This is a genomic window from Nonomuraea sp. NPDC049269, from assembly GCF_043197155.1.
GTDB lineage: Bacteria > Actinomycetota > Actinomycetes > Streptosporangiales > Streptosporangiaceae > Nonomuraea.
Map to the genome: position 1 here is coordinate 78,295 of NZ_JBICSO010000008.1, position 26,863 is coordinate 105,157.

General features: G+C 64.3%; 20 protein-coding genes. 12 read left to right on the plus strand and 8 right to left on the minus strand.

Translation table 11 applies throughout. From position 1 onward, the window contains the following. Positions 1 to 9 precede the first annotated feature (9 nt). Entirely contained in the window at positions 10 to 1,269 is a 1,260-nt protein-coding gene (locus tag ACGFNP_RS39740; RefSeq protein ID WP_393327660.1) for a nucleotide sugar dehydrogenase, read from the minus strand. A 228-nt stretch (positions 1,270 to 1,497) separates the two neighbouring features. On the opposite strand from ACGFNP_RS39740, the gene ACGFNP_RS39745 reads away from it, so the two are divergent. From ACGFNP_RS39745 to ACGFNP_RS39760, 4 genes are all read left to right on the plus strand, one after another. Next, entirely contained in the window at positions 1,498 to 2,559 is a 1,062-nt protein-coding gene (locus ACGFNP_RS39745) for an ice-binding family protein (RefSeq protein ID WP_393327663.1), read from the plus strand. Positions 2,560 to 3,115: 556 nt separating this feature from the next. Then, entirely contained in the window at positions 3,116 to 3,319 is a 204-nt protein-coding gene (locus ACGFNP_RS39750; RefSeq protein WP_393327666.1) for a hypothetical protein, read from the plus strand. Positions 3,320 to 3,422: 103 nt separating this feature from the next. Further along, positions 3,423 to 4,580 (plus strand): dTDP-4-amino-4,6-dideoxygalactose transaminase, encoded by a 1,158-nt coding sequence (gene rffA / locus ACGFNP_RS39755; RefSeq protein WP_393327669.1) that lies wholly within the window; start codon positions 3,423 to 3,425, stop codon positions 4,578 to 4,580. After that, positions 4,577 to 5,350 carry a GNAT family N-acetyltransferase gene (locus tag ACGFNP_RS39760; protein WP_393327672.1) on the plus strand — a complete coding sequence of 258 codons (774 nt, stop codon included), beginning with the start codon at positions 4,577 to 4,579 and terminating at the stop codon, positions 5,348 to 5,350. The genes rffA and ACGFNP_RS39760 overlap by 4 nt, the downstream gene beginning before the upstream one ends. Here ACGFNP_RS39760 and ACGFNP_RS39765 read toward each other — a convergent pair. Further along, entirely contained in the window at positions 5,301 to 6,308 is a 1,008-nt protein-coding gene (locus tag ACGFNP_RS39765; protein WP_393327675.1) for a glycosyltransferase family 2 protein, read from the minus strand. The two genes, ACGFNP_RS39760 and ACGFNP_RS39765, sit on opposite strands and share 50 nt — an antisense overlap. Before the next feature lie 53 nt (positions 6,309 to 6,361). On the opposite strand from ACGFNP_RS39765, the gene ACGFNP_RS39770 reads away from it, so the two are divergent. The 5 genes from ACGFNP_RS39770 (at position 6,362) to ACGFNP_RS39790 (ending at position 11,777) form a co-directional block, all read left to right on the plus strand. Continuing rightward, entirely contained in the window at positions 6,362 to 6,823 is a 462-nt protein-coding gene (locus ACGFNP_RS39770; RefSeq protein WP_393327678.1) for a GtrA family protein, read from the plus strand. 102 nt (positions 6,824 to 6,925) lie between these two features. Beyond that, positions 6,926 to 7,993 (plus strand): glucose-1-phosphate thymidylyltransferase, encoded by a 1,068-nt coding sequence (locus tag ACGFNP_RS39775; RefSeq protein ID WP_393327681.1) that lies wholly within the window; start codon positions 6,926 to 6,928, stop codon positions 7,991 to 7,993. Further along, the gene (gene rfbB, locus ACGFNP_RS39780) at positions 7,990 to 8,955 is read left to right on the plus strand and encodes a dTDP-glucose 4,6-dehydratase (RefSeq protein ID WP_393327684.1); all 966 of its coding nucleotides are present in this window, start codon (positions 7,990 to 7,992) and stop codon (positions 8,953 to 8,955) included. The genes ACGFNP_RS39775 and rfbB overlap by 4 nt, the downstream gene beginning before the upstream one ends. 8 nt (positions 8,956 to 8,963) lie before the next feature. Next, positions 8,964 to 9,659, plus strand: coding sequence for a class I SAM-dependent methyltransferase (locus ACGFNP_RS39785; protein WP_393327687.1), 696 nt, complete (start codon positions 8,964 to 8,966; stop codon positions 9,657 to 9,659). A gap of 72 nt (positions 9,660 to 9,731) precedes the next feature. Further along, the gene (locus ACGFNP_RS39790) at positions 9,732 to 11,777 is read left to right on the plus strand and encodes a DUF4082 domain-containing protein (protein WP_393327690.1); all 2,046 of its coding nucleotides are present in this window, start codon (positions 9,732 to 9,734) and stop codon (positions 11,775 to 11,777) included. A gap of 54 nt (positions 11,778 to 11,831) precedes the next feature. On the opposite strand, the gene ACGFNP_RS39795 is transcribed toward ACGFNP_RS39790, so the two are convergent. Continuing rightward, positions 11,832 to 15,356: a DUF4082 domain-containing protein gene (locus ACGFNP_RS39795; RefSeq protein ID WP_393327692.1), complete on the minus strand. Its 3,525-nt coding sequence runs from the start codon at positions 15,354 to 15,356 to the stop codon at positions 11,832 to 11,834. Between the two features lie 887 nt (positions 15,357 to 16,243). Here ACGFNP_RS39795 and ACGFNP_RS39800 point away from each other — a divergent pair. Then, positions 16,244 to 18,454 carry a hypothetical protein gene (locus ACGFNP_RS39800; RefSeq protein WP_393327695.1) on the plus strand — a complete coding sequence of 737 codons (2,211 nt, stop codon included), beginning with the start codon at positions 16,244 to 16,246 and terminating at the stop codon, positions 18,452 to 18,454. A gap of 29 nt (positions 18,455 to 18,483) precedes the next feature. Here the strand turns inward: ACGFNP_RS39800 and ACGFNP_RS39805 are convergent, their stop codons facing one another. Continuing rightward, complete coding sequence (locus ACGFNP_RS39805; RefSeq protein ID WP_393327698.1) at positions 18,484 to 18,927, minus strand: transposase; 444 nt, start codon at positions 18,925 to 18,927, stop codon at positions 18,484 to 18,486. A gap of 243 nt (positions 18,928 to 19,170) precedes the next feature. Beyond that, positions 19,171 to 20,010 (minus strand): class I SAM-dependent methyltransferase, encoded by an 840-nt coding sequence (locus ACGFNP_RS39810; protein WP_393327701.1) that lies wholly within the window; start codon positions 20,008 to 20,010, stop codon positions 19,171 to 19,173. Positions 20,011 to 20,474: 464 nt separating this feature from the next. Here ACGFNP_RS39810 and ACGFNP_RS39815 point away from each other — a divergent pair, with 464 nt between their 5' ends. Next, on the plus strand, positions 20,475 to 21,758 hold the full coding sequence (locus ACGFNP_RS39815) for a UDP-glucose dehydrogenase family protein (RefSeq protein WP_393327704.1): 1,284 nt from the start codon (positions 20,475 to 20,477) through the stop codon (positions 21,756 to 21,758). A 64-nt stretch (positions 21,759 to 21,822) separates the two neighbouring features. Here ACGFNP_RS39815 and ACGFNP_RS39820 read toward each other — a convergent pair whose 3' ends face one another. The 3 genes from ACGFNP_RS39820 to ACGFNP_RS39830 are packed head-to-tail and all read right to left on the minus strand — an operon-like array spanning position 21,823 to position 24,695. Next, positions 21,823 to 22,359, minus strand: coding sequence for a class I SAM-dependent methyltransferase (locus tag ACGFNP_RS39820; protein ID WP_393327707.1), 537 nt, complete (start codon positions 22,357 to 22,359; stop codon positions 21,823 to 21,825). After that, the gene (locus ACGFNP_RS39825; RefSeq protein WP_393327710.1) at positions 22,269 to 23,366 is read right to left on the minus strand and encodes a glycosyltransferase; all 1,098 of its coding nucleotides are present in this window, start codon (positions 23,364 to 23,366) and stop codon (positions 22,269 to 22,271) included. Before ACGFNP_RS39825 ends, ACGFNP_RS39820 begins: the two co-directional genes overlap by 91 nt. 45 nt (positions 23,367 to 23,411) lie before the next feature. After that, on the minus strand, positions 23,412 to 24,695 hold the full coding sequence (locus tag ACGFNP_RS39830; protein WP_393327713.1) for an NAD-dependent epimerase/dehydratase family protein: 1,284 nt from the start codon (positions 24,693 to 24,695) through the stop codon (positions 23,412 to 23,414). A 209-nt stretch (positions 24,696 to 24,904) separates the two neighbouring features. On the opposite strand from ACGFNP_RS39830, the gene asnB reads away from it, so the two are divergent. After that, a complete protein-coding gene (gene asnB / locus ACGFNP_RS39835; RefSeq protein ID WP_393327716.1) occupies positions 24,905 to 26,812 on the plus strand; it encodes an asparagine synthase (glutamine-hydrolyzing) in 1,908 nt (635 codons plus the stop codon). Positions 26,813 to 26,863: the final 51 nt, after the last annotated feature.

Here is a 26,863-nt window from a genome sequence, read left to right on the forward strand (position 1 = left end):
GAGGGTCCGTCACAGCCGCTCGACGTTGGGCCCCCGGCAGCGGTTGCGCGTGTCGAAGACGAAGGTGCTCGCCTGCTCGACCATCTCGTAGTCGAAGCAGTCGTGGTCGGTGAGGATCATCACCGCGTCCGCCCTGGCGAGCTCCTGGCGGGTGGCGTCGACGATCGCGATGCCGTGCGGCAGCAGGAAGTGGTCCACGTGCGGGTCGGCGGCGCGCACATCCGCGCCCAGCTTGCGCAGAGTCCTGGCCACCTCGATCGCCGGCGACTCGCGGCAGTCTCCCGCGTTCTTCTTGTAGGCGAGGCCGAGCACGACCACCCGGCTGCCCTTGATCGACTTGGAGCGCTGGTTCAGCGCGAGGGCCAGCCGGTGGATGACGTGATCCGGCATGTGGTCGTTGATGTCGTTCGCCAGCTCCACGAACCGGAAGTTGTGCCCCAGACTGCGCTTGACCTTCCACGACAGGTAGGACGGGTCGATGGGCAGGCAGTGCCCGCCGACCCCCGGGCCGGGGGTGAAGCGCATGTATCCGAACGGTTTGGTGGAAGCGGCGTCGATGGCCTCCCAGACGTCGATCCCCAACTGCCGCGCGAAGATGGCCAGCTCGTTCACCAGGGCGATGTTGATGTGCCGGAAGGTGTTCTCCAGGAGCTTGCTCAGCTCGGCCACCTGAACCGAGGAGACGGGAACGGCATCCCGCACGATGCGCTCGTAGAACGCCTGGACTCTTTTCAGCGAGGACTCGTCGATGCCGGACACGATCTTCGGCGTGTTCTCCAGCCGCCAGCGGGTGTTTCCCGGGTCGATCCGTTCGGGGCTGTAGCCAAGGTAGAAATCCTCGGGCGCCTGCAGTCCGGAGCCTTCCTGAAGCAGGGGCAGGAGATATTCCTCGGTGGTTCCGGGGTAAGTCGTGGACTCCAGCACCACTGTGGCGCCCGGCCGAAGGAGCGGCGCGATGGATTGGGCGGCCGAGGCGATGTGCCGGAGATCGGGCACGCCCTCGCGAAGCGGCGTCGGCACGGTGATCACACAGATGTCGAATCTCTCGGCGTCGGCGTAATCGGTGCTGGCCAGATAGCGGCCACAGCGGTGTGCGGCGACCAGCTCGTCGTCCCCGATGTCCTCGACATAAGATTCGCCGGCGGTCAATCGCTTGATCCGCCACTGGTCCACGTCGATGCCCACAACGTCGAATCCCGCGCTGACCGCCCGCATCGCCAGAGGCAGGCCGACATAGCCTTGGCCGACGACCACCAGTTTCTCTCCCATGTCAGGAGCCCCCGTTACATCGAGATGAGACACGATCCGACTGTAGGAGCCGGAAGTTCCCGCACCATCGATTCACCGACGGACCAGGCGTGTCGCGCCCTGGAATGGCATCGGTGCCTCTCGGCGGTCGGCACAGGTCACGATTCACAGGCAAAAGAGCGGCAAGGACATGGCCGTACACGGATGTCCCCGCAGGTCTAGAGCGGTCTTATCGCCACACTGGTGCGCATGACCAAGCCTGCGGCTCGTACCTGGATGTCTGCCGTTGCGGCCGTCGTCTTCGCGATGGGCGTACCCGACGCCACACCACACGGGGCGAGGACGCGGCAGTCGCCGCCGCGGGTGGAGCTCGGCATGGCCAAGAACTGCGCGGCCGTGGCAGGGGACGCGGTCATCAGCACAAACCTCACCAGCGTCACCGGGAATGTCGGTGTCAGCCCGGGCAATGAGCTGAGCGGCTTCCCGCCGGGGCAGATTCGGGGAGCCATCCATTTGGACGACGCGACCTCAAGGAGAGCGATGGCCGACGCCGCCGCCGCCTACCGCGACGCGGCGACGCGAATGCCCACCGCCACCGTTTCCCGCAACCTCGGGGGCAAGATCATGGCACCCGGCGTCTATGACACCCCGGGAGGCGTCTTCGAGATAACCGGGACGCTCACGCTCGATGCCGAGGGCGACCCCAATGCGGCCTTCATCTTCCAGGCCCGCTCCGCTCTGAACACGGCGAGAGTCAGCAATATCGACCTGGTGAACGGGGCCCAGGCCGGCAATGTCATCTGGCAGGTCGGCGGCGACGCGACTCTGGGGAGCTACTCCACTTTCCGCGGCGCCGTCCTCGCGTTGAACTCGGTCCACGTCACCGAGGGCACGGCGTTGTACGGCCACGCCGTAGCACTTCATGAGGCGGTCACCTTCGATGGCACCACCGTCCTGCCCACCACGCGGGCGACGACCCCGGACAACCCGCCGACCGGCACAACACTCACCTCGTCGCCGAACCCCGCCAGAAGAAAGGAGCCGGTCACCTTCACCGCCGCCGTGAGTGGGGACTACCGAGGGTTTTCCCCCACTGGTGAGGTCGTTTTCCGGGACGGCTCCACGATCATCGGCTCGGCCATGCTCGACGAGTCGGGCGTCGCCACGTTCACCACCGCTGAGCTGACCAGAGGCGTGCACCCGATCACGGCCGTTTATGTGGACGGCGGGACCGCCGCCTATGAGGCCTGGGTGCATTTCGCGCCGAGCGAATCACCTGTGGTGAACCAGCAGATACTCAACCGCGGATGACCGCGTCTCTGGAAATGGCGTTGGAGGAGAGAAGAACATGTTCCTGCGTAAAGCCGGCATGGCCGCCGCGTTGGCGCTGGCCTGTGGTGATCTCGGATTGCTGAATCCGGGAACGGCGACCGCGAGCACCATCGCCGACAGGCAGTTGAGCAGAGCGGACGTGCTCGCCGTAGCCCACGCGCACTGTCGCAGGCGACACTGCGGATGCCGGCATTTCCGGTGCGCGTGGGGGAGCCGCGGGCCCCGCGGCGAGAAGGGCGCCACCGGACCCCAGGGTCCGCGCGGACCCCAGGGTCCGCGCGGGCACGATGGTGCGCCCGGGCACGATGGTGCGCCCGGGCACGATGGTGCGCCCGGGCACGATGGTGCGCCCGGGCACGATGGGCGGCAAGGACGGCCCGGCCTCCCAGGGACGACTTCGGGTACCGACACGACGCTTGTTTCCCTCACCTTCGCCCCCTTCGATGTGAACTTCACCGTGTACGCCGTAGGCGGCACGCCGTGGATCCGGGACTCCCGGACCGCTCCACCAGGGGCATGGCACAGCCTCGCCTCAGTGCCGGGACTCCCCCCGGGCGTCACCGGCGTCTCCGTGACCGAGGCCGTACCGCTCAACACTCTGCTGATCACCGTACTGACCGAGGGCGGCACCCTCGCCCAGACCACGTGCCTGATCACACCCCCGCCGCCGCCCCCAGGACCGGCGTGGGGGACCACCTACTGCGCCGCGTTCAAGGACATCACGCCACCGTCGGGCTGACGACCGTCCAGTGGAGTCGGCTACGGGTAAGACTTACGCAAGGGCTCACCAATCAGGCGGCCGCAATGCGTGGTGGCCGGTCTGTTCGTTGTTCACTGCAGCCGTGAGCACAACAGCACTCAGGACGGTTCCTTTCAACCAGCCGCATGTCTCGCACAACGAGCTCGCGTACGTCGGGGAGGCCGTGCGTAACGGACATACCTCCGGAGACGGCCCGTTCACCCGCCGGGCCGCCGCGCTCCTCAGCGAGTTGACGGGTGCTCGGCAGGTGCTGCTGACCACCTCCTGCACACATGCGTTGGAGATGTCGGCGATCCTGCTCGGTCTCCGGCCCGGCGACGAGGTGCTCATACCGTCGTTCACGTTCATGTCGACGGCCAACGCCTACGCCCTGCGCGGCGCCGTCCCGGTGTTCGTCGACTGCCGGTCGGACACGCTGAACGTGGACGAGCGGCTCCTGGAGGCCGCTGTCACCGATCGCACGCGGGCGATCGTGGTCGTCCACTACGCGGGAGTCGGCTGCGAGATGGACGCCATCGGCCGCTTCGCCGAGCGGTACGACCTGGCGCTGGTCGAGGACAACGCGCACGGCCTGCGCGGCTCCTACCGCGGCCGGCCTCTGGGGTCGTTCGGCTCCATGGCCGCCCAGAGCTTCCACGAGACGAAGAACGTCCAGTGTGGGGAGGGCGGCGCGTTGCTCCTCAACGACCCCGATCTCATGGCGCGAGCCGAGATCGTCCGAGAGAAGGGCACCGACCGCAGCAGGTTCTTCCGTGGCCAGGTGGACAAGTACCGATGGGTCGACCTCGGCTCCAGCTACCTGCCATCCGACGTGCTCGCCGCGCAACTGACCGCGCAACTCGAGTCCTTCGAGCAGATCCAGCTTCGACGGCACGCCGTCTGGCAGGCCTATCACGACGGCTTGGCGGACTGGGCCGCGGACAACGGGATCTGCCAGCCGACCGTCCCGGACGGCTGCGCCCATCCCGCCCATTTGTACTACCTACTGCTCCCCGATCTGGCGAGCCGCCAGGCGTTCATCGGCCACCTCGCCGCGCTGGGCGTGCAGGCGGCCTTCCACTACCAACCGCTGCACAGCGCCCCCGCCGGGCTGCGGTACGGACGGGCGGCCCCCGGTGGCTGCCCGGTCACGGACGAGATCACCGACAGGCTCGTACGGCTGCCGCTGTTCGCCGATCTCGCCGAGGCCGACGTGCTGCGGGTTATCGACGCGGTCCAGGCGTATGAGGTGCGCAGATGACCTGGCATGACGTGTTCGAGGCGGAAGCCATCCAAGCTCAGGAATCTCCGCTCGAATCCGCCCGGTTCGGGTGGTCGGTGGAGCGCCTGAACGTCCCCCCGGCGTCCGATATCCCGTTCTCCGCGATCCGCGAGGCCGTTCTGGGATCGGCCGCAGATGTCATTGTGCTGCGATACCCGGCTGAACGCGGGGGCTGGTTCGCGGAGTTGACCGCGCTCGGCCGGACAGTCCTGTTCGCGGACTCCCTGGCGTACTGGCGCCTGTGCGCGGGCGAAGGTCGCGCGCCGGGGGCGGCCCCGAACATATCGGCGACGGAACTGATCGATCCTGGTGTGGTGCGAGCACTGATTTCCGACATCTTCGCGGCATACGGCAATCACTACCTCGCGAATCCCCTGTTCGATGTCGCCAAGGCGCTGGCCGGGTATCAGGAATGGGCTCTCAGGTCCGCTCGTGAGGGAGGATGCGTGGTGCTGAAGGAGGATTCTCGCGTTCTCGGGCTCGCCACGGTGGAGGAGACGGGCCCCCGGACGGAGATCCTGCTCGCCGGCGTGGTCTCTGAAGCTCAGGGGCGAGGCATCTACGCGCATCTGCTCAAGGCGATCGAGGACCGCACCCTGGTCAGAGGGGCGAAGGAAGTCGTCATCTCGACTCAGGGGCACAACACGCGTGTGCAGAGAGCCTGGGTAAGGTACGGATTCGAACCAGTGCGGACCGTTCTCACCGTTCACTTGATCCGGAGCCCACTGCTGCTCGTGCACGGCCGCTAGTGCCGTGCGGCTGCCGCAGGACGCTCAAACTCTCCGGCGATCCGACGCGCTCGCACACCACATAGGTCGGTCGGCCCATTCCGCTTCCGTGAATGCGGCCGATGTATTCCCCGAGAACACCGATGGCGATCAGCTGAGCGGACGAGAAGAGCGCGACCATGGAGGCGAGTGTGGTGAACCCGGCTACCGTGGTGTCGCCGGTGGCGAACCGGCAGAGTACGGTCGCGCCCAAGAGCAAGCCGACGATCCCGGCCAGAAAGCCAAGAAAACTCGCCGCCCGGAGCGGAGCCGTGCTGTAACCCAGGAGCATGTTCACGGTGTGCCGGACCAGCCGGCCTATCGTGTAATTGGACTTCCCGTCGCTCCGCTCGTTCATGTGCACCCCTACGGAGCCCACCTTCGTGGTGACCCAGGACAGGGCCACGTCGAGGGACGCGTGCGGGCCCGACAGCTCTTCGAACCCATCGCGGAGGCGGGTCCGGAAGGCCCTGAAGGCACCGATCGCCCGCGCGGTGCGGATCCCCAGCGCATTGGCCATGCCGGCCTTGATCGACCGGGATGCCAGGCTCCGCAGAAATCCGTGCTCCTCGTCGTGCGGGACACCGTAGACGACGTCCAGCCGATCGCCTTCCAGAGCCGCAAGGAGAAGGGGAATCTGCTCCGGTGGATGTTGCAGGTCGTCATCCATAGTGATGACGATGTCGAATTGCGCCTCCCTGATTCCGGCTACGAGCGCGTTGTGCTGGCCGTAATTGCGTGAGAGGTGGAGGGCCTGAACCGCGTCGATCCGGTTGGCCAGATCGACGGCCGTCTCCCAGGTGTCGTCCGGACTTCCGTCCACGACGAGGATCACCTCGTGTCGTACGGAGAGGTCGTCGAGGACCGAGATGAGCCTGGGCACCAGCACCGGAAGAATCCGCGCGGAGCGGAAACACGGTATTACCACCGACACCGACACTGGCTCCCCCGATTATCAGCGTTTATTCTGCGGCCGCCGCTACAGTCTTCCTTATGGTCGAAGTAGAAGGTCGGACCACCCGCGACGTTGTCTCAGGCTTCAGTCAGCGCATCACATATCTGCTGGGCGGCGCCCTGACCGCCGCGATCTACTACGGTATCTTGGTCGCGGGATTGCTCCTGCTTAGGGATACGGTTCCTTATCTTCTCGTGGTCGTGGTAAGTCATTTCGCGACCGTGGTGATCGTCTATCCCTGGTATCGGCTGGTGGTGTTCTCGGGCGCTGGCGTCTCGTGGCTCGTCGGCTACCTGCGGTTCTACGCGGTCGGGCTGAGCTTTCTGCTGTCCTCCGTCATCGGCCTGCCGATCCTGGTCGAGCTCATCGGGATCTCTATTTTCCTCGCGCAGGCTCTGGTCATCATGGCGAGTGTGTCCATAAGTTACCTAATCCACCGGAGCTGGACGTTTCGCGCCGTGGAAACTTCTAGGATCGGCAAGATGTCGCACCAGCGGTGACAAAGACGGCATCGGCGCGGAGTGTTGTTTCCGGCTCCACATAAATACGGAGACACTGTAGTCGCCATGGCCATGCGTTCTTCGAGGGAGGACCGGACTGCGATGAAGGCACTCGTTCTGGCGGGCGGCAAAGGAACACGCCTGCGCCCGTTGACCCATACCTCGGCGAAGCAACTCGTACCCGTGGCCAACAAGCCTGTGCTCCATTACGGGCTGGAAGCGATCAGGGATGCGGGAATCACCAGCGTGGGCATCATCGTCGGTGATACGGGAAACGAGATCCGCGAGGCGATCGGTGACGGCTCGCGGTTCGGCATCGACGTGACCTACATCGCTCAGGAGGCTCCCCTCGGGCTGGCCCACTGTGTTCTGATCGCCAGAGACTTTCTCGCCGACGAGCCCTTCGTGATGTATCTGGGGGACAACTTCCTGATAGGCGGCATCACCGGTCCAGTGAAGGTTTTCCGCCAATCCGACTACGACGCTCAGATCCTGCTTACCAAGGTCACGGAGCCACGGTTCTACGGGGTCGCCGAGTTGGGACCGGGCGGCGAGATCCTTTCCCTGGAAGAGAAGCCGGACCGTCCACGCAGCGACCTCGCCATCGTCGGGGTCTACACCTTTTCCCCCGCCATTCACGAGGCGGTTCGGGCCATAGCTCCGTCGGCGCGCGGCGAACTGGAGATCACGGACGCGATCAAGTGGCTCATCGACCATGGTTTTCGTGTCCACTCGCACCTCGTCAGCGGCTATTGGAAGGACACCGGACGGCTGCAGGACCTGCTCGAGTGCAACCGCATCGTCTTGGAAGGCCTCGAACCGCGAATCCTGGGGAGCGTTGACGGGCTCTCCGAAGTGACCGGCCGCGTCGCCCTCGAACCCGGGGCAATAGTGGAGAACTCGGTGATCCGGGGACCCGCGATCATCGGCGCGTGCGCCAAGATCAACGGTTCGTACATTGGCCCCTACACCTCCATCGGGGCGGGCTGCGTGGTGGAGAACACCGAGGTGGAGTACGCCATCGTCCTGGAGGACTCCACGCTCAGGGGAGTGTCGCGGCTGACCTACTCCCTGATCGGCCGCAATGTCGAGGTGACCCGGTCGGAGGGCCTGCCGAACACCCACCAGCTCATGATCGGCGACCACAGCAGGGTGCAGGTGCAGGCATGAGGATCCTGGTGGCGGGCGGTGCCGGTTTCATCGGCTCACACTACGTACGCTCCCTGTTGTCTGGACGCTATCCGGGCGCCGAGGACGCCCAGGTGACCGTGCTGGACAAACTCACGTACGCGGGCACCTTGGCGAATCTGGGTCCGGTCGAAGACCATCCGCGCCACACCTTCGTCCGCGGCGACATCACGGACGTCCGACTGCTCAACGACGTGGTGGCGGGTCATGACGTCATCATCAACTTCGCCGCCGAGACACATGTCGATCGATCGATAGCCGGCCCCGGAGACTTCGTCGTCACGAACGTCCACGGCACGCAGGCACTCCTGCAGGCGGCCCTCGACGCGAACGTACGGACGTTCATCCAGGTCTCGACTGACGAGGTCTACGGATCCGTCGCGGTGGGCTCCTGGACCGAGTCGGAGCCGTTGCAGCCGAACTCCCCCTATTCGGCGGCCAAGGCGGGAGCCGACCTTCTCTGCCGGGCCTATCACCAGACGTACGGACTGGACGTGCGGGTGACCCGCTGTTCCAACAATTACGGCCCCTACCAGCACCCCGAGAAGGTCGTCCCCCTCTTTGTCACCAACCTGATCGACGGGCGTCGAGTGCCGCTCTACGGTGACGGCCGGCATGTCCGCGAGTGGCTGCATGTCGACGACCACTGCCGGGCTGTACAGCTCGTGCTCGACAAGGGGTCGGCCGGTGAGGTCTACAACATCGGCGGCGGGCTCGAACTGACCAACAGAGAGCTCACCGAACGGCTGCTCGCCCTCTTCGGCAGGGGCGCGGAGATGGTCGAGTACGTGCCGGACAGGCTCGGGCACGACCAACGCTACTCCGTCGACAGCGGCAAGATCCGGGCGATCGGCTTTCACCCTCATGTGCCTTTCGATGAGGGACTCGCCGACGTCGTGCGGTGGTATCGCGATCACCAAAACTGGTGGCGTCGCCTGACTTAGGGGGAACCATGGATGCCACAGAGATTCGTCGTACGGTCGAACTTGAAGACCAGCACTGGTGGTATCGCGAACGGCGTGCCATCCTCAGCCGCGAGCTACGTCGACTCGGCGCGCCCGGCAGGGCGCTCGACATCGGCGCGGCAGGAGGCGGCAATACCCGCGTGCTCGTCCGGCACGGATGGGACGCGCTGGTCGCGGATTTCTCGGAAACGGCTGTGGCCCTCGCCCGGGAGCGCGGGCTGCAGGCGATCCACGCCGACGCACGGGATCTTCCCCTGCCCGACAGGGGATTCGACCTCGTCCTGGCATTCGATGTCCTGGAGCACATCGAGGAGGACGACAAGGCCGCTCGCGAGCTCACGCGCGTGCTCCGGCCGGGAGGGACAGCGCTGATCACTGTCCCCTGCGACATGGAGCTTTGGTCGGCGCATGATGTTGCATCGGGGCATGTGCGCAGGTATACGCGGGATGGTCTGGGTGCCCTGCTCACCCGTCAGGGCCTGGTGCTCGATCGCGTGTGGAGCTGGAACGTCCTGCTCAGGCCGGTCGTGGCGAGCCGCAGGAAACGCATCTCCGGATCCGACGTCACGGAGACGTCGCGACTGGTCAACATAGGGCTCACCGCCGTGATCGTGGCCGAGCGATATCTGCCCGTCAAGTCGCTTCCGGGCGTCTCACTGATCGCCCGCGCGCGTCGGCCGTGACCAGATAAGGCAAGCATTACGTAGCGTGGCCAACCAGTTACTTTCTCTATATCCTCGCAGTACAACTGGTGTGTGAGCTACACCAACACGCCCCTTCGCGGGGCCCGCGCGCTCATGATCAGCGCCTGTCGCCGCCGCGTTCGCTCCCTGCTCGCCATGGTTCTCGTGATCGTCCTGGCGGCGGGTGTGATCGTAGGACTGCCCGGCATCGCCAGTGCGGTGCCGCCGATCAGCCTGAACAATGCCGAACCGTTCGGGGTTCTGGTGGGAAACGCCGTGTCCAACACCAACCAGACCGCGATCACCGGAGATCTCGGAGTGAGTCCCGGAAGTTCGGTGGTGGGCTTTCCGCCGGGCACGGTGAGCGGAAGCACGCACGCCGGCGACGGCACCGCGGCGGCGGCCAAGAGCGACCTGGACAGCGCCTACGACGATGCCGCCGGGCGGACGCCCACTGCCACGGTGGGCGCGGCACTCGGCGGGACTACCAAGAACCCTGGCGTCTACGCATCCTCGGGCAGTTCCTTCACGATCACCGGGACGCTCACCCTCGATGCCCAGGGAGACCCGGACGCGCTCTTCGTCTTTCAGGCCACAACCCTGACCACCGCGAACGCCAGCAACATCAACCTCCTCCGGGGCGCCCAAGCGGACAACGTCTTCTGGCAGCTCAGCGGCACCGCGACCCTGGGTACGAATTCCACCTTCCGCGGCAACGTCATGGCCTCGGGCAACGTCACGGTGAGCTCTGGCGCCGCCCTGTACGGCCGAGCCTTCTCCATCGACGAATCGGCGATCCTGCAGGGCACCACCAGCGGTCCCAAGACGCGCATCGTCGTGCCGAACGACCCGCCGACGACGACATCGCTAAACGTATCTCCCACCCAATCCCTGAGTGGCCAGACGGTCACCCTGACCGCCACGGTGGCCGCGGTGACGGGCTCGGTCATTCCGCAAGGCGAAGTGGTCTTCAAGGACGGTTCGACCACCCTGGACTCGGACTTCGTCAATGCCTCGGGCATCGCGGCGATCACGACCTCGAGTCTTGGGGCGGGGAGCCATCAGATCATGGCCGTCTATCTCGGCGGTGACACCGCCGACGGTGAGGCGATCATTCACTTCGCCCCCAGCAAGTCATCCGGAGCGATCGCAAACGTATCGAACAGCTTGTGGGACAACCAGGCGACGCCTGCCGTCCAGTCGAATCCCGACAGCACCTCGACGGTGCTGGGGGTGAAGTTTCGTGCGGCGACCACGGGCACAGTCCGGGGGATCCGGTTCTACAAGGGAGCGCAGAACACCGGCACCCACACCGGGAGCCTGTGGACCAGCGATGGTCAGTCGTTGGCGAGTGTGACCTTCTCGGGAGAGAGCGCGTCCGGTTGGCAGCAGGCGAACTTCTCCACGCCGGTCGCCATCGACGCCAATACCACCTATGTAGCCTCCTATCACACGACATCAGGGCATTTCTCGTATACGTTGCAATACTTCACATCGCAGTACACGAGCAATCCGCTCATCGCCCTCGCGGACGGTGCGCAAGGGGGCAACGGCGTCTACACCTACAGCGGAACGAACACGTTCCCGACCAGCAGCTACCAAGCCACCAACTACTGGGTCGACGTGGTGTTCGCGCCGTCGGACACGCTGTGGCCCGCTTCGGCGGCGCCTGCTGTCCAGTCGAATCCCGACACCAGCCCGGTGGTGCTGGGGGTGAAGTTTCGTGCGGCGACCACGGGCACGGTCCGGGGGATCCGGTTCTATAAGGGGTCGCAGAACACCGGCACTCACGTGGGGAGTCTGTGGACCAGCGGCGGTCAGTCGTTGGCGAGTGTGACCTTCTCCGGTGAGAGCGCGTCCGGGTGGCAGCAAGCCTACTTCGCCACACCTGTCACGATCAGCGCCAACACCACCTATATCGCCTCGTATCATACGGTGTCCGGGCATTTCTCGTATACGTTGCAATATTTCACATCGCAATACGCGAATTACCCGCTGACCGCGCTAGAAAGTGGGGCGAGTGGGGGGAATTGCGTCTATACCTACAGTGCCACTAACACGTTCCCGACCAGCACTTACCAATCCACAAACTATTGGGTAGACGTCCTGTTCACATAGAGCCGAGGGGCCGTACGGATTTCGGACCTCCCGAAAGCCGTACGGCCCCATGTGTTAGCTGGGATCGTAGAGCAGGTCGACCCAGTAGTTGGCGGCTTGGTAGCTGCTGGTCGGGAAGGTGTTCGTTCCGCTGTAGGTGTAGACGCCGTTGCCGCCTTGGGCGCCGTTCGCGAGGGCGATGAGCGGATTGTTCGTGTACTGTGCGGTGAAATATGGCAGTGTGTACGAGAAATGCCCCGATATAGTGTTATAGGACGCGATGTAGGTCGTGTTGGCGCTTATGGTGACGGGTGTGGAGAAGTAGGCTTGCTGCCAGCCGGAGGCTGTCTCGCCGGAGAAGGTCACGCTCGCCAGTAGCTGGCCTCCGGCGGTCCACAGGCTGCCGATGTGGGTGCCGGTGTTCTGCGCTCCCTTGTAGAAGCGGATTCCCCTTACCGTGCCGGCGGACGCCGCCTGGAACTTCACGCCGAGCACCACCGGGCTGGTGCCAGGGTTGGACTGGACGGCAGGCGTCGCCGAATTCGGCCATAGGGTGTCCGATGGTGCGAACACGACGTCGACCCAGTAGTTGGTGGCTCGGTACGTGCTGGTCGGGAACGTGTTCGTTCCGCTGTAGGTGTAGACGCCGTTGCCGCCTTGGGCGCCGTTCGCGAGGGCGATGAGCGGATTGTTCGTGTATTGTGCGGTGAAATATTGCAATGTATAAGAGAAATGCCCCGATGTCGTGTTATAAGATGCTATATAGGTGGTGTTCGCGTCGACGCTGACGGGCGTGGAGAAATACGCCTCCTGCCAGCCGGAGGCTGTCTCGTTGGAGAAGGTCACGCTCGCCAGCAGTTGTCCGCCGCTGGTCCACAGGCTTCCGGTGTGGCTTCCGGTGTTCTGCGCTCCCTTGTAGAAGCGGATCCCCCGGATAGTGCCCGTGGTCGCCGCCTGGAACTTCACGCCTAGGACCACGGGGTTGGTATCGGGGTTGGCCTGGACGGCCGGTGTCGCCTGGTTGTCCCACAGAGTGCTGAACGGCGAGAACACCACGTCGACCCAGTAGTTGCTCGCCGAGAACGAACTCGTCGGGAAGCCACTCGTGGCGCGATAGCTGAAGACGCCGTTACCGCCGTCTGTGCCGCTGGCCAGCGCTGTGAGCGGACCGTTCACCACCGCTGTCGTAAAATACGAGTTATTCCAGGCGTATCTGCCGTTCGGGGCGAAGTACGAGGCGACATATGTGGTGTTGATGTCCACTGGGACCGGCGTGGAGAAGTTGACCTGTTGCCAGCCGTTCGCTGTCTCGTTGGTGAATGTCGCCGTGGCGAGGAGTTGGCCGCTCGAAGTCCACAGGTTGCCGATATGCGTCCCCGTGTTGGACGTGCCCTTGTAGAACCTGACCCCTGTGATGGTGCCCGCGCTCGTGGTTCGGAACTTCACTCCGACTTCCACCGAGTTCGTATCGCTGTGCGAGGAGACGGCGGGCAGTGTGGACGGGTCCCAGATGCTGCAGGGGCACTGCACGACGACTGTGACCGTCTGAGTGGTCGGGGTCGGCTGCAGATTGCCGATGTCGTCAACCGCTCGGACGCGAATCGTCGTCGATCCAACCGCGCTGGGCACCCAGGTGTACTGCCAATTGGTCCGGCCCGTGGCCTGGAACCACCTCGTGCCGTCAAAGGAGACTTCAATGCCCGCCACGACGCCGCCACCGGTGTCCGCGGCGGTTCCCTGAATGGTGACGGGCGCCCCCGCCGGCACCGTCGCGCCGCTCGACGGACTGGTGATCGCCGAGGTCGGCGGGCCCGTATCCGTTGAAGGTACGGCCGGGACCAGATCTGCTTGGAGACTGGCGGGCTGGGCCCTCATGTCAGCGAAGAGATTGACCGTCGCCTGCTGCATCCGGATGTCTACCGGCATGCCCGGCTGCGAATGATCGGCATCGAGTCCCCACGACCATTGGATGGTGCCCGCGCCGAAGACCAGCGCACCGCTCGGGGCCTTGTACAGCAGCAGACTGTGGGTGGCGACACCGGCGCCATACGTACTGCCGAAGTCGAGCAGGAACTTGGTCGTGGTGGGGAGGGTCGTGCTGGAAAGCCGCACTGGCCCGGCCGGCTCGAATCCATTGTCGGGAACCTCATCCCACTCGAAGCCGAGACTTCCGGCGGGAAACGTTGCTACTTGGCCGGGGGTCAGGTTCGCGATCGACGTGTTGCGCCACAATCGCATGGGCGCGAACTCGGCCGGCACGGTCATCGCATCGTTGACTTGGCCGTTGATCCTGAAGAGGGTCCCCGTCAGCCCGTTCTCCGGCCGACCGCCGTTGGACGGCGGGGAGAAACGCGTGTCGCGCCATGTCCCGGTCCACTGAGGGCTCGGATCGATTTTGGCGTTAGCATGGGTCTCCTTGTAGCAGACGAGCGTGCGAAACGGCGTGTCCGACGAGTCGACGCTGTTCTCCCATCTGGTTTTCCAAAAGACCTCGTTGCCCGAGAAAAAGGCGAGGTTGACGCCATTGTCCCGGGCGTTCTCCACGTTAGTTCGCATATCATCGGACCAGTATTCGTCATGGCCCGAGGAAATAAATATCTTGTGCTCGAGCAACTCCGCCGGCCGTGAGGCGGTGTCGATGCTGGAGGTGTAACTTACGTCGTAGGCGTTCTGCTCCAGCCATCGCACCATGGGGTATTCAGTTCTGAAGAACCAGGTTTCATTTCCGCCTTGGCAGCAGGGGCAGCAGTTCGTCTTGAAGGGCCGGTTATAGCTGACCTTGTAACCACGCCCTGGACTGCTACCGGTATACAGGCTGCTTCCACCGTACGCGTTGTATGCCTGCCACGCGGAGTCAGAGGTCTGAACGAGGAGATCTGAATGACGTGTATCGTCGCGGACCACGAATATGATGTGGCTGGCCCCAGGCGTTCCGTCCTCCCTGACGAGCTTACCGATATAAACTCCTGAAACAGCCGTGGCGGGCACCGTCCAAGAGGCGGACAAGCTCCAGTTGCCACAGTCGATCAGCTGGGTCGGCGGGTCCCTGAGGCAGGCCGGTTGGATCTGGGGGGGTGCGACGGAAGGGGTTATCGTGGCCATCTTCCGGGCACCCATGCCGCCGTAGTAGCCGATCCGATAGATATCCATCCGATATGCGGTGGCCGACGTGTCGACCTTGAACTGGATGGTTTCCCCCACGGTGGCACTCATCTGCGTCGCATAGCCTTGAATGCTGCTGTCTCCGGCTCCCTGCACATCCCATTCAGTGGCCGGGTTGCCGGGCAGGCTGTTCTCGATGCAGATGACGGAGGTCGGAGGGCAAGACGCTCGGCGGCCCGCGCGTTTCCTCTTGAGATCCTTCGACTTCTTCGGTTCCCTGGCCTTCGGCGGCTTCTTCGCTGTCTCCGGCGCAACCGCCTTCTGGGGCTTCTCCACTACCCGCGAGCCGACCGTTGTGACAGCGGTCGGGTCGACCTTGGTCTGCGCCGCCTCCGGAATGGCAAGCAAGAAAATGGCGGCCGCGATGCCTCCGGACCCGATCAGCATGGTCCGCATCAGCCGGCGCCCCGAACCGGTCCTCTTCTCAGCGACTGGCACTTCCCTCTCCTCGATCACGATTCCACGGCCAAAGACGTCGGTTACGCCGATGTGCTGCCGCCGTTGCGTCGCCAATAGACGTGCGAATGAGCGGCGAAGAAGATCCGGGCCGATAGAGTGGGCTGTTCCAGCGGGGATGCCCGAGACCCGTAACAGCGACGCACCGTCCGGCCAGGAGGGGAGGTCGCCAGCATGTGCATCATGGGCCAGCCGAATGGCAACACGAGACTGCCTTGGCGCGGATGGCCGGAACTTGTCAGAGGCGAGCGCACTCCCGGAGTGGGGCAGACGGTGGTTTGTCAGAGGCCGAAACGCCGTAGCGAATCAGCGCGACCACGATGAGAACCCCCGAAAGCGCCCTCGGCGCCGCCTAAATTTATGGAACCGGTGCTTTGCGAGTGATAGGTGGAACGTCTCCTTTGCCACGATGATCCAGTTGAGCCGCAGGCCTAAGGGCGATGCGCGGTGTTGTCGTCATGAACGCAAGAGTGGCGAACAGAGTGCGCTGCGGATGCGCACGCGCTCGTGTTCGACGATCTTCTTTCCAATTCTTTATCTCGGTAGAGATTTGGGGGGGATTATTCTGGATGAATCGTGCTCCCGCGTGCTCGCGGGGCCGGGCGGAACGGCATCCGTGAGGGTCAAGAGAGTTTTCGACAGTTAAAAGAGCAGCAAAACATTGCCGACTACGGGCGTCTACCCTGCCTGAGCGCATTTGTGTCGTCATGCTGGTGCGCATGCCAAAAACTCCATCCCAGCTGGGCGCTCCGCCGAGACCGGTCGAGCCGGCAGGAGACGTCCGAGCGAGCCGTCTTCTGGCCATCGGGAGATACCTTTCTCGGCATCGAGGACCGCGCCACATCTCGACCTGGCTGCCGGTGGGGTTGGTGAGTGCCTTCGCGGTGCTCGTGCTCGGCTATTTCGGCGTTTCCGGCTGGGATGTGGCCGTCTTCAGCGTCTTTATCGTGTTCGGTCTCGTGCTTCCGGGCATGCTCACCCTTCGGGCTCTGCACAGTGGCGAGCGCACGCTGGCGGAAGAGATCGCGCTGGCCCTGGTGCTCGGCTACGCCATACAGGTGATCACCTATATTGGCGCCCGCGCTGTGGGCGCGCCATTGCTGGTCGCGATATGGCCGGTCGCGACATATCTTGCTTTCCTGCTCGTTCCCGGGCTCCGTAAGCATTGGCGGGCCGGTTATCGTCAAGAGACGCCTGTCTGGTGGTCCTGGTCCATCGCTCTCACCGTTGCCTACCTGGTGGCGTGGAGCGGGGCGTCATTCTTCAGGACCAGCCCTCTCACCTGGCCGGGGTTGGGGACGGCCCACGTCGACATGTCATATCATCTGGCATTGATCGGTGAGCTCAAGCACCACATGCCCCCCACTTCGCCGATGGTCGGGGGCGAGCCGCTCTTTTACCACTGGTTCGTCTACGCGCATTTCGCTGCGACGAGCTGGGTGACAGGCGTGGAACCACTGGTCCTGCTGTTCCGCCTTGGGATGCTGCCCATGTTCGCAGCATTCGTGGTGCTGCTGGGAATGGTCGGGCGTCGGCTGATGAATTCCTGGGCAGGGGGACTGCTGGCTGTCCTTGGCACAGTGCTCATCGCGGCCCCAAATCTTTATCTGGGGACGAAAGCCAGCATATTCAACCTCACGCCTGTCCAATCGTGGATCAGCCCGACCGAGACTTTTGGCGCCCTGCTGTTCGCCTCGATCGTCCTGCTCTTGCTCGATCTTCTACCGCGTTGGGAGCCTGGCCTGGGGAGGTGGCTCCTCCTGGCGATTTTCATCGTCGTGGTCATGGGCGCCAAGGCAGTGTATCTGCCCTTGCTCGCCGCCGGGCTCGCTACTGTCGCCGTCGTTCAGATGGTCAGGGCGCGTAAGACGCCTTGGCGAACTCTCTTCGCACTCGGATTGACCGGAGTGTGTTTCCTCTACGCGCAGTTCGTGCTGTTCGGCAACACGCGGCAAGCGATGATGGTCGATCCCCTCTCCCTGATGCGCGCGACCTGGCAAGGACTGACCGGCCTACGTGGCGGGTCCGTGCCGCCGACCGGACTGTTTGGCGTCGCCTTGCTGTACGTGCTGAGCTGGGGCGTCATGTGGCTCGGAATAGTCGGACTGCTGGCCCGGCGGCGGCTGCTCCTGCGGGCGGACGTGGTCCTGATGCTCAGTATGGGGGTGGCCGGCATGAGCGCGGTGTTTCTGTTTGGACACCCACACCATGCCCAGACCTACTTCCTCCAGGCGGCCTATCCCTACCTGGTCGTTCTCGCTGTCTTCGGGCTTCTCATCCTGAAGCGGCGGGCCCGCCTGTCGCTCCGCTCGACAGTCTGCGCGGTCATCGGTGGCATGGCGGCTGCGTGCCTGATCCGTACTCTCTGTGACGTCAAGGTACCTCTGGACTCCGGTGAGACGGATGCCCTGCTATATCGGCCTTATCTGGCCCTCGCCGCGGTTGCCATTCTCACGACTGTTTTGCTGATGGCCAGAAGGCGAGGCAAGCTTCGCGTCGGGGCTCTTGTGCTCATCATGATTACCTGTGTTGGTGTCCCTGGCGCCTGGTGCATACGTGTTCTTTCGCTGCCGGACCGTTCAACACCCATCGTTCCGACTAATTTCTTTGGGTTGACGCGATCGGTGCTGGCCGAGTCGATCCCGGACGGGATCATGCCGGCGGGGCGGTGGTTGCGGTCCCATTCTCGGCCCGACGAGTTGATCGCCACGAACGCGCACTGTCTCTGGGGATACGAGAACCCTTGCGACAGCCGGCACTTCTGGGTCGCCGCGCTGGCGGAACGACGTGTCCTGGTTGAGGGGTGGACGTATACCCCGACCAACGTGAGCCGTTGGCAGCCGGGCCAGCCGGTGGAGCAAATTCCCTTCTGGGATGATCAAAGGATGGCGTTGAACGAGGCGGCATTCAGTGCGCCATCGCGAGATGTGCTGCAGCGGATGGTCGAGCGTTACGGCGTACGCTGGTTGCTGTCCGACGAACGGCGGGTGAGCCCGAACGCACGAGTCGCGGATTACGCGAAACTGCGGTTCCGTTCCGGAGACTACGCTGTTTATGAGGTGCCGCATGATCTGACCTGAGAGGCGATGCCGCGGGTTGGGGGAGGCGCCTACAACTGGACGCTGAGGCGAGGCAATCGGTCAGGCCAGGTGCCGGGACATGGGCCGCTTGGACGGGGTGCCGATCGTGCTATTCGAGCCCGGCCGGTCTCGGAGCGGCGCAGCGCTACAACAGGTTGAATGCGTAGTGTCTTTGGTTCGTTACGGATGGCATCGGGGCGCGGGCCACCGACCGCGGGGGCCTGCACGGCTTCCCAGCGGCCTTCAATCCGCCAGGTGCGCCAGTAGTGGTAGACCGTCTGCCAGGGCGGCAGGTCGTGGGGCAGCAGCCGCCAGGCACAGCCTGCCCGCACCCAGTACGCCAGCGCATTCACGATCTCCCGGCGCTCATGGACGGTAGGCCGGCCACCTGGCTTGGGGGCGGGAATCAGCGGAGCGAGCAGCTCCCACTCAGCATCGGACAGATCGGTGGGGTACGGACGCCGAGGGACCATCGCACGCCTCCAGGCTCACGCCCCCGACACCCTGTCAGCATGACTCGCCCGACCCTTTTCAGACACCCTCTACCGTCATGGTCGTCCCCATCGATCTGCCTCTACTCGTTCTGAGCTGCGACAAGCCAACCAGTCGAACAGGTGCTGAAGTCGCCCTGCCAGGCGACAGCGAATCGGTCGGGAGATGTGCCAGTCTCAGGGACCAGACACGGTCCGCTCGGTCGGCGCTGGACCCTCGAATGATCAGCCGAGTGGAGCGTCGGAGACTCGAGCGAAGACGTACTCATTGCAGCCGTACCCACCCGCACAAGTCTTCAGGTAGCGCAGATCGAAGCCGCGCCTGCGCAACACGCCGAAGATCTCCTCGGGTGCCGCCACTTCGAAGGGGAAGCCGCCGATCCAATCGACCAGATCATGGTGCGCGGACATTCCACGAGATCGGACAGCAGGTGGAACCTTGGCGCCACATGCTCGTTTCACGGCCCTGGCCAAGGCTCCACGGATGCCAAAATAGGTCCCGAAGGCGAGGACGAGCTGGCGCCGCACGACCGGCCCGGACTGTACGTAGCGCCGTTTCACGCGCCACCACAGGCGGCTCGCCAGCCCTTGGTCGTTGTAGATGGAGATGTACAGCAGTCCATTGGGCGCGACCAGCCGAGAGGCCGCCTCGATCGCCTGCCACATGGCGCCTGTGTGGTGCAGGACTCCCCAGGAATATACGACGTCGTGCACGCCCAGGGTTCGAGTGTAAGCCTCGTCGAGAATGGACCCCTGGGCCACGCTCCAGGCGCTTTGCGGCGCGAATATGCTGCGCAGTTTCGCGGACGCGGCGACGGATTTGGCGTCGAAGTCGAAAGAGTGGACCCTTGCCCCCAGGCGGTGCGCGGCGAGCGAGAACAGGCCGCTGCCGCAGCCGACGTCCAGGAAGGTGTGTCCGGCGAGGTCGGAGACGCCGAGGGCATCCTTTAGTGACGTCACCGCCTTGGCGATGCGGGGCTCGTCGACCAGTTCCAGGAAGCTCAACCAGTTGTCGCCGAAGGCGAATCGGTCCTGGGCGGCCTTGTCTGCTGCATTTACCGTCATGACTTCACTCCGATCCGAGAGATGATCCGAAGAGCGCGTTGCGGGCGTCCGCACGAAGCTAGATCCACACCAGAACGGGGAAATCGTTCTCGACCGACAAAGGTGCGATCGCTGACCGGGCAACGCCGTCAACAATACGATGGTCGATCCTGGATATCTACGCGTGACACACATACCGGCGTGTCCACGCCCCCAGAGGGGACGCGAGGTCGAATGTTCGGTCCACATTTCTCGCTCGGGTCAACCGCGCGATGTGCACCACGTATAGCCAGATTTGAAGGAAGCTCTTCCATGTCTTTTCGTCGTTGACTGCCGCGCTCCAGATGCCTCCGAGTAAGAAAGTAAGTGATCTGATTCGTCTCGGGCGACGTGGACGGGGACGACATCGCCACAGCACATTCAATGACCGAGCGAGGGAGCAAGTTTTGCAGGATCATGTACCGCCTGGCCGCCTCCTAGTAAGCGTGGTTGGCACCGGCTATCTGGGCACCGCCCACGCGGTGGGCATGGCCCAACTCGGCCACGACGTCATCGCCATGGACATCGAGGAGGAGAAGATCGCGCGGTTGTCCGCGTGCGAGCTGCCGTTTTTCGAACCCGGCCTCGGCGAGTTGCTCCGTAAGAGTGTGGAGTCGGGCCGACTCCGGTTCACCACGTCTTACGACGATATCGCCGGGGCGGACGTCCATTTCGTCTGCGTGGGGACCCCGCAGCTGCCCGACTCCTTCAACGCGGACCTGCGATGGGTCGAGACGGCTTTCGCCGAGCTGGCGCGGCGGGTGGCCGGACCGGCGATCATCGTGGGGAAGTCCACGGTGCCGGTGGGAACCGCCCGGCGCATGGCCGACGTCGTCCGCGAGCAGGCTGCCGGCAGCCTGGTGGAGGTGGCGTGGAATCCGGAATTCCTTCGCGAGGGCCACGCGGTCCAGGACACGCTCCAACCCGATCGGCTCATTTTCGGGGTGGAGTCGCGGTGGGCGGAGAAAATGCTCAGGGCCGTCTACCAATCGATCATCGAGGACGGCTGTCCCCTCGTGGTGACCGACTACGCCACGGCTGAGCTCGTCAAGGTCTCGGCCAACACGTTTCTCGCGATGAAGATCTCCTTCATCAACGCCGTGGCGCAGATATGTGAGGCCACTGGCGCCTCTGTGCTACCGCTCGCCGAGGCGCTCGGCTACGACGAAAGGATCGGACGGCGCTTTCTCGGTCCAGGGCTCGGCTTCGGCGGCGGCTGCCTTCCCAAGGACGTCCGTGCCCTGTGCGCGTGCGCGACGGACCTTGGCCTGGACGCCGTTGCCACGTTCATCAGGCAGATCGACACCGTCAATCTGAGTCGCCGGGATCGCGCTCTCGGGATCGGCCGGGAACTGCTGGGAGGCGCCTACGCGGGAAAGCGGGTCTGCGTCCTCGGCGCCGCGTTCAAGCCGAATACCGACGACGTCCGGGATTCCCCCGCGATAGCCGTAGGAGTCGCCGCCCACCGCGAGGGTGCGCGGGTCGTCATGTACGACCCCGTCGCTCTGAACACTGCGAGGCGGATGCATCCCGAACTCGAATACGGCGACACGATCGTCGAGGCCGCGCGCGATGCCGATCTCGTCATGGTGCTGACCGACTGGACCGAGTTCGACGACATGAACCCCGCGTTGCTCAGCGAGGTCGTGCGGAGCCGAAACGTTCTGGACGGACGTAACGCTCTGGCGCCGGAACGTTGGCGAGCGGCCGGTTGGACCTACCGCGCCTAATGGCACTTCGGTCCGTCATCACTCCCCGTAAGGGGCGGACGTGCGACTCGCGCACGTCCGCCCCTCATTTGACACCCCGGATCACGTACAGGCCGCGATGGCGCTCGATGGAGAACTCACGCAGGCCCAGATCGGTCGCCCATTGCTGAAGCCGCCGACGGGTCTGCGGCTTCTCGTGCGGTGGCGCGAGCCAGTCGAAGGTGTCGAGCACCGACCACAGCCACGCGGTGGCGTCACCTTTCAGACCCAGGTGCATGCGGTTGGCCACTGGAACGAGCCGGGTCACATATTGCCCCAGCACCGGTGTGGAGCCGAGCATCGTCGAAAGCGGCAGTGGATAGGCCACCGGCGCCGCGTACACGTCCACGCAGAACCGACCGCCCGGACGCAGATAATGGAACAGCGTCTTGAACGTACGCTGCACGTCGGGCGTGTGCTGGATGACCCCCAAGCAGAGCAGGTAGTCGAATGACTCCTCAACTAGTGGCAACTCGTAGATGTTGGCCTGGATCAGCGGTCTATGCGCGCTTCCAGCAAGCGTGCATAGATGGAGGCATGCGCATTCACCATGGTGTCCACACTCAGGTTCGCCATGCTCCACCGGCGCGCGGCCGCGCCGAGTCGCTCGGCGCGCGGCCGGTCTGTCAGAAGTAGTTCCACCGCATCCGCCATCTGGTGCGGATCCCTCGGCGGGACAAGGAGACCGCGGCCATCGAGCAATTCACGGTTGCCTCCGGCGTCGGCCGCGACGATGGGCTTGCCGGCCGCCATAGCTTCCATGATCGCATTGCACAGCCCATCCGCCAGCCCGGGATGGACGACGACCTCGGCCCGGGCCAGGAGCGCCGACACGTCGGTGCGGCGGCCAAGGAATTGGACGTCGATATCGAGCCGACGGGCCTGGCTCTCCAATGCCGCACGTTCCGGACCTTCACCTACCAGCGCCAGCATGCACTTGACCCCCCGCTCCCGCAGGAGCGCCATGCTCTCGAGCAAGTACCGATGCCCCTTGTAGGGATAGAGGTTCGCGATGGTCAGCAGCACGGGCGCCGTCGTGTCGAGCTGCGCCGCCTCTTCGCAGGGAGGCAGCGACAGCCCGTTGTACACCACCGCGATCTTCTCCGGTGGCACTCGCCGTCGCAGGGCGACGTCTTCTCCCACGCTTCTCGCGTTGGCGATGATCAAGCTGGTGACACGGTCGGACAGGCGAGCGAGCACCATCATTCCTCTCGCCGCGCCGGTCAACGTGGCGAGGGCACGCTCACCGGCGACCACGACGGGAACGCGGGCCAACCATCCCGCCCACGCGCCTGCGACGTTGCCCCGAATCAGGTAGCCGTTCAGTACGTCAGGACGCACGCGCCGAAGCCACCGTACGAGGGAGGCGAATGACCGGACGTTCAGCGGAAAGGACATCGGTCCGCGTCGGAATCCGAAGTGGACCACGGGTATTCGCGCCCTGCGGAGCACCGTCTCCCACGGGCCGCCTTCATACATGACGAGCACATGAACTTCGTCGCCCCGCTCGCGCAGCCCCTGTGCCAGCAGCGCGACTTGCTTCTCGGTTCCCCCCTGGACGAGCTGGCCGATCAGCAGGGCGACCTTCACGATGGCACCTTGGGGGCAGGGAAGGCGCGGTAACCGCCTTCTGGTTCAGCTCGCACTTTTCCTCGACTTCGGGTAAAGGCGGTGGTGATGTTCACGTGACTGTCCCGGTGTGGAGACCGCTTCGTTCGCAAGGGTCCACTCCACCTGCGTCGTCAATCCGGTTCGCAGGTCGATGGTCGGCTCGTAGCCGATCAGGCTTTTCGCCCGCGAGGCATCGGCATGCGTGTCTCGCACATCGCCGGCCTGCCCCTTCCCGAAATCGAGAGCGACTGGCCGCCCGACGATGTCACCGACGAGGTCGGCCACGTCGAGTACGGAGGTCATGACGCCAGTGCCGATGTTCAGCGCCTCGGCTTCGACGTCGGCGTCCATGGCCAGCAGATTGGCTCGTACGGCGTCCGCGACGAAGGTGAAGTCGCGCCGTTGCTTGCCGTCGCCCATGATCGTGACGGGTTTACCGGACATCGCCGACTCGATCAATCTGGTGATCAGCATGTCACGACGTTGGCGTGGCCCATAGACGGTGAAGTAGCGCAGCGCCACGACGGTGGGCCGGGACCGTGCGCGCCGCGCGTGAGCGAGAGCCAGCTGCTCGGCGGCGAGCTTCGTCACCCCATAGGGGGAGAGTGGGGCGGGCAGGTCCTGTTCGGTCACCGGTCCGTCCGGCGCACCGCCGTAGACGCTTGATGAAGATGACACCACCACACGGCGGACACCGGAACGGGCGGCCGCCTCCATCAAGAGATGGGTGGCGACGACGTTGCTCCTCGCATAGTCGGCGAACTCCGCTCCCCACGAATCGCGGACGCCGGGCCGGGCGGCGACATGAAACACGGTGTCGGCACCGTCGAGCACAGACTCCAGGTGCATCTCCGCAAGGTCGCCACGCAGCAATGTGAAGCGCTCACTGGCCTCGTTCAGCCGAAGGTTCCGTTCGATGACCGCCTGCGGATGACCCATGCAGTGGTCGATTCCGACGACCTGACGGCCGTCGTCGAGCAGTGACCGCGCGATGTGGGAACCGATGAAACCGGCGACTCCGGTCACGACGATATGGCTGCCCGCTGGCCGGTTCACGATATCCGCTGAGATGGGCTCTACAGGTTTCATCGATCGGTTCTCCTCGCCTGAGCGCTCAAACAAACGACTATCGAGCTGACCGGAACGGCCATATTCATACATGGGCATGATACAGAGAATGGCCGAACGGGCGATTACCGAAGGGCAGGCGTGTCGCGGAGCGGATGTCTCCGATGTGGGTTTGCGCGACTGCCAAGCCCTGTCAATTTTTGCGGCAAGATTGGCCAGCACGTCTTCGATGTGTTTCATGTCGAGCGTGAAGTCCGCAGACAATTCCAGGCGCGAGCAATCATAGATTGGTGCCGCGACAGAGCCACGCCCGCGTGGGGCAGGATGGTTGAATCCGGAACGCCGATTCGCCGACGGGCCGAGAGCTCGGCGCACTATTAGCTGCTCGCGATGAGGACGCAAAAACCGCCACACCTATCCAGATTTGTACGCCGACTGATGGAGGACTGATGTGCGGGATAGCCGGGATCGTATCGACCTCACGTCCCGACCCGGCGCTTGTACGCCGTATGTGCGACGTCATCGTGCACCGCGGGCCGGACGGCGACGGCTTCCATAGCGACGAGCACGCGGCGCTCGGCATGCGACGGCTGGCGATCATCGATGTGGCTTCGGGCGACCAGCCCGTCTACAGCGAGGACGGCCAGGTCGTGGCCGTTTTCAACGGTGAGATCTACAACTTCGCCGAGTTGCGACGAGATCTGTCCAGGCAAGGGCACCGTCTGCGCGGGACAGGTGATTCCGAATGCCTGGTCCACCTCTATGAGGAGTACGGCACCGAGATGGTCCACCGGCTCAGGGGGATGTTCGCGTTCGCCATCTGGGATCGGGTGCGAGAACGATTGTTCATAGCCCGGGACCGCGTTGGGAAGAAGCCCCTTTTCTGGCGCACGGACGGCAACTCGCTGCTGTTCGGGTCGGAGTTGAAGTCCTTGGCTCAGGACCCGCGTCTGCACCGCGAGGTCGATCCGGTGGCGTTGCACCACTATTTGACCTACCAGTACGTTCCGGCGCCGTGGTCCATCTACAAGGGCGTGAACAAGCTTCCCCCTGGGCACTTGCTGGTCTGGGAACGGGGGAGCGTCTCCGTCCAGCGCTACTGGGAAGTGGACAGTACGCCCCGGCCGGTGCTGGACGAGAGAGCGGAAGAGGAGCGACTGCGCGAACTGTTCTTGGAGGCCACCCGCATCCGAATGGTGAGTGAGCGTCCCATTGGAGCGTTCCTGTCAGGCGGGGTCGACTCGTCCGCGGTAGTCGCGGCCATGGCCATGCAGAGCCCCGGACAGGTACGCACATTCTGCATCGGTTTCGAGGACAGCCGATATGACGAGCGTCACAAGGCGCGGATGGTGGCGGACCGATATGGCACTGACCACCATGAGCTTGTCGTCACATCCGACCTGCTGGACGTCCTGCCGCGCATCGCATGGCACTTTGACGAGCCGTTCGCCGACTCCTCTGCCGTGCCCAGTTTCTACGTCGCGCAGCTCAGTCGAAAGCACGTCACCGTAGTGCTCAATGGTGACGGTGGGGACGAGTGTTTCGGTGGGTACCAGCGTTACATTCTGATGGGTAAGGCCAGATGGATTCCGGTCTTGCCGCCTGGTCTGGCGATGGTGACCGGCCGCGTCGGCGACGTGATCGCGGAGCGGACCACTTACGGATCCGTGCCGCGGCGGTTCGGACGGCTGATGCAGTTTGCCGCAGAGCGCCCATCGCGACGTTACGCCCGCCTCATGTCCCACTACACACACCGTCAAAAGCTCAAGATCTACAGCGATGGGCTTCGCGATCAACTGGTGGATACGGACAGCTACCGGCTACTCGATGAGGCGTTCGAGCGATCATCGGCGGCAACCGACCTCGGCCGCATCCTGGACGTGGACATTGCGAGCTACCTGCCGCACGATCTCCTGGTCAAGGTGGACATCACCGCGATGGCCAACTCGCTGGAGACCCGCTCCCCATTCTTGGACCATCACCTTGTGGAATGGGCAGCCGGCCTCCCCATCGGGCTGAAGGTACGTAACGGTAGGACGAAGGTCCTGCTCAAGCGGGCCGTCGCCCCTTGGCTGCCCAAGGAAATAGTGGGCTTTCCCAAGCAGGGATTCGGCGTGCCGCTGGCGTCGTGGCTCCGTGGTGAGCTTCGTGAGCTGGCCTTCGACCTGCTCACCGACGCTTCCGCCCGCAGTAGAGGCATTTTTCGGCCATCGGTCGTCCGGAACCTTCTCCAGCGGCACATCGACGGAACCGACCACAGTGCCCAGCTGTGGCCTCTTCTCCAGTTCGAGCTGTGGTATCGGGCGCACGTGACTGCCGACGGTCCTGTGATGACCGAGACAGGCTGTGCCCCTTGACGTGAACGCGATCGCCGTCCCGGTGATCGCGGGGCACAGACTCCGTGCTCG